This window comes from Gammaproteobacteria bacterium (genome assembly GCA_028817255.1).
GTDB lineage: Bacteria > Pseudomonadota > Gammaproteobacteria > Porifericomitales > Porifericomitaceae > Porifericomes > Porifericomes azotivorans.
In genome coordinates this window covers 1-2,894 of sequence record JAPPQA010000030.1, presented here as the reverse complement: position 1 = coordinate 2,894, position 2,894 = coordinate 1, and the positions used below count along the sequence as shown (strand labels likewise).

Genomic DNA, 2,894 nt, shown 5'->3' with positions numbered 1-2,894 from the left:
TTGCGCGAGGCTGGCGCGTCCGAAGAGTCAGCGCAGGCGGCGGCGCAGTCGGTGTCGGCTGCTGGCGAAGGGGCGACGAAGGCCGACCTGGCCTCGCTGGAGTCCAGGCTGATCCGGTGGGTGACGGCGCTGGTGCTGGCGACCAACGGACTGCTGTTCGCGGCGTTGCGGTTCACTGGCTGACGCTGGCCCCCGCGCGCACCCCAGGACGGGGCGGGCGGTCTTGGACTGAAAGAGAATGACGCCGGAGGGCGCTGTTACTCTTCCGCCTCCTCTTCCGCCCCGGCAGCAAGCAACGCCCGCACGACATCGGCATGATCGGAATCTGCCGCATAACGCAGGGGCGCAAACCCGGCCGCGTCCCGTGCCGCCACATCCGCCCCGGCAGCGAGCAACGCCCGCGCGACATCGGCATGGCCATAGTATGCCGCCCGATGCAGGGGCGTAACCTCGTATTTGGCCCGCGCATTGACCTCCGCCCCGGCATCGAGCAACACCCGCGCGACATCGGCATGGCCGGATTCCGCCGCCTGATGCAGGGGCGTATTCCCGAACAACTGGTCCCGCGCATTGACCTCCGCCCCGGCATCGAGCAGCGCCTCCGCGACGCCGGCATAGCCATATTCCGCCGCCCGGTGCAGGGGCGTAATTCCGTGCCGGTCCCGCGCATTGACCTCCGTCCCGGCGTCTAGCAACGCTCGCGCGACATCGGCATGGCCATAGAACACCGCTTGATACAGGGCCGTAAGCCCGTACCTGTCCCGCACATTTACATCCGTCCCGGCAGCGAGCAACGCCCGCACTTCCTCGACCTGGCCATCGCGCGCCGCCTGGTGCAGGGGCGTGCCCAGCGCGGGGACGGCGACGCAAAGCGCCGCCAGCAATGCCGCCGCCCGCCCGCCTTGCCTTGCGATCGTCATCGGCAGTTCATCTCTGCCTGCGCGGGGAACGTCCACAAGCCGGACATTGCGCGCAGGGGGGCATAAGCCCAGAAACATCAGCAATGCTCACAATCCAAAGAGATACCCATGACTTACCGCAAACCCTCTGCTCTGAAATGGCCGGCGAGTTCGTCCGCGATGTCGAAGATGTCGGCGACTACGCCATAGCGCGCGACATTGAAGATGGACGCCTCGGCGTCAGGGTTGACGGCGATGATGTTGGGCACGTGCTTCAGGCCCATCAGATGCTGCACCGAGCCGGAGATGCCCATGGCGATATAAACCTGGCAGTTGCCCACCGTCTTGCCCGATTGACCCACCTGGCGGGACCTGGGCAGCCAGCCGTTGTCGGCGATGGAGCGCGAACAGGTGAGGGTAAAGCCGATGGCGTCGGCCAGCTCTTTGAATTTCTTGACGCTCTCCTCCCGGCCGATGCCGCTGCCGATGGAGAGGATGAACTCGGATTTGCTGATGTCCACGTCGCCGGCGGCGGACGGTTTGATGTAGCGGCGGTGGCTGCTGCGCAGTTGCGTCCGCGGCGTCTCGAAGGTCTCGATGACGGGCGACGCATTGCCCCCGGCGGGCGGAAAGACGTTGGCGCGCACCGTGAGCAGCACGGTCCGCTTGCCAGGGAAGTCCACCTCCATGTGCAGTTTTTCGTTGTAGGCGGCGCGGGTGGCGACCAGCCCTTCGCCGCCGTCGCCGCCGTCGCCTTCGCGGCGCAAACCGAATATGTCGGTGGCGCAGCCGTGCTTGCCGGCGACGGCCACCGCCGGCATGTAGCTACAGGCGTTGATGCTGTGCGGGGCGGCTACCACGGCGGGCGCGCGCGCCTCGATCAACGCGCCCAGCGCGGCCTCGTAGAGATCGATCTGGAATTCTTTCGCCAACGCCGGCAGTTTCGCCTTGACGATGCGGTCCACGCCCTCGACGCTGACGCCCGCGGCATATGCGTCCGGGTCTTCGGCGAAAATGGCGACGGCCAGCGAATCCCGCTCCCGCTTAACGGAGGCGAGGGCGGCGACGGTCTCCAGGGTGGCGGGCGCGAGTTTGCCGCGGCGGTGCTCGGCGACGACCAGCAATTCGCTCATGAGGTTGCGTCCCTGGCTTGCCCGTCCCTGGCTTGCCTGGCTTCCTTGATGATCCCGGCCAGGCGCCGCGCCTGCTCGGCGGGAGTCCCCTGTAAAAATTCCGCCCGCCGCGGCTCCGGCACGACCAGGCGGCGCAGGCGAAAAAAGGAACCGGCCTCGCCCACGTCCGCCGCGGCCAATCCGAGTTCGGCGGGCGACAGCAGCTCGACGGGCTTGACCTTGGCCTGCCTGGCCCCCCGCAGCAATGCGTAGCGCGGCTCGTTGATGCCGACCTGGATAGTGACGACGGCCGGCGGTTCCAGCGTCAGCTCTTCTTCCATGCCGCCCTCGAGTTCGCGCCGCAATTCGACCGGGCCGCCGGGCGTGCAGTCTATCTTCGACACGACCGCGGCATGGGCCCAGCCCAGTTCGGCGGCGATGCAGATGCCGGTCTGGGCGTAGGAGTGATCGGACGCCAACGTGCCGGCGAAGACCAGATCGGCGTTTTCTCTCTTCGCCGCGGCGGCAAGCACCCGGGCGACGACGTTGGGGGCGGCGCCCTCCAGGGCCTGGCTCCAGATGCGGATGCCGCGTTCGCCGCCCTTGGCCAGGCATTGGCGCAACACGGCGTCGGCCGCTTCCGGGCCGACGGTGACCGGGACAACCTCCACGCCGTCGTGGTTTTCCATGATCCGCAGCGCGGCCTCGTAGGAGTATTCGTCCCACTCGTTGAGTTCGTAGTCCGCATAGTCGGAGGCTACGCCTTTGCCGTCCTCGGTAAGGGTGAAATCTTCGTCCAGGGCTGTAACCTGCTTTACGGGTACCAGTATCTTCACGTTCTCTCCTGCCTCATCTTCGTTGGGTTCTTCAAGGGCCGCTCAAT

General features: G+C 67.0%; 4 protein-coding genes. 1 reads left to right on the top strand and 3 read right to left on the bottom strand.

Features of this window, described 5'->3' with window-relative positions; genetic code table 11:
- Positions 1-51: 51 nt before the first annotated feature.
- On the top strand, positions 52-183 hold the full coding sequence (locus tag OXU43_01625; GenBank protein ID MDD9823871.1) for a hypothetical protein: 132 nt from the start codon (positions 52-54) through the stop codon (positions 181-183).
- Positions 184-257: 74 nt separating this feature from the next.
- Here the strand turns inward: OXU43_01625 and OXU43_01620 are convergent, their stop codons facing one another.
- From OXU43_01620 to OXU43_01610, 3 genes are all read right to left on the bottom strand, one after another.
- Positions 258-920, bottom strand: coding sequence for an ankyrin repeat domain-containing protein (locus OXU43_01620; protein ID MDD9823870.1), 663 nt, complete (start codon positions 918-920; stop codon positions 258-260).
- 113 nt (positions 921-1,033) lie between these two features.
- Complete coding sequence (locus OXU43_01615) at positions 1,034-2,032, bottom strand: electron transfer flavoprotein subunit alpha/FixB family protein (protein ID MDD9823869.1); 999 nt, start codon at positions 2,030-2,032, stop codon at positions 1,034-1,036.
- Positions 2,029-2,847 (bottom strand): electron transfer flavoprotein subunit beta/FixA family protein, encoded by an 819-nt coding sequence (locus OXU43_01610; GenBank protein ID MDD9823868.1) that lies wholly within the window; start codon positions 2,845-2,847, stop codon positions 2,029-2,031. Before OXU43_01610 ends, OXU43_01615 begins: the two co-directional genes overlap by 4 nt.
- Positions 2,848-2,894: the final 47 nt, after the last annotated feature.

What these genes read in the sequence shown, in the direction of transcription:
- OXU43_01620 (MDD9823870.1), bottom strand. Translation starts at nt 920, where the DNA reads ATGACGATCGCAAGGCAAGGCGGGCGGGCGGCGGCATTGCTGGCGGCG.
- OXU43_01615 (MDD9823869.1), bottom strand. Translation starts at nt 2,032, where the DNA reads ATGAGCGAATTGCTGGTCGTCGCCGAGCACCGCCGCGGCAAACTCGCG.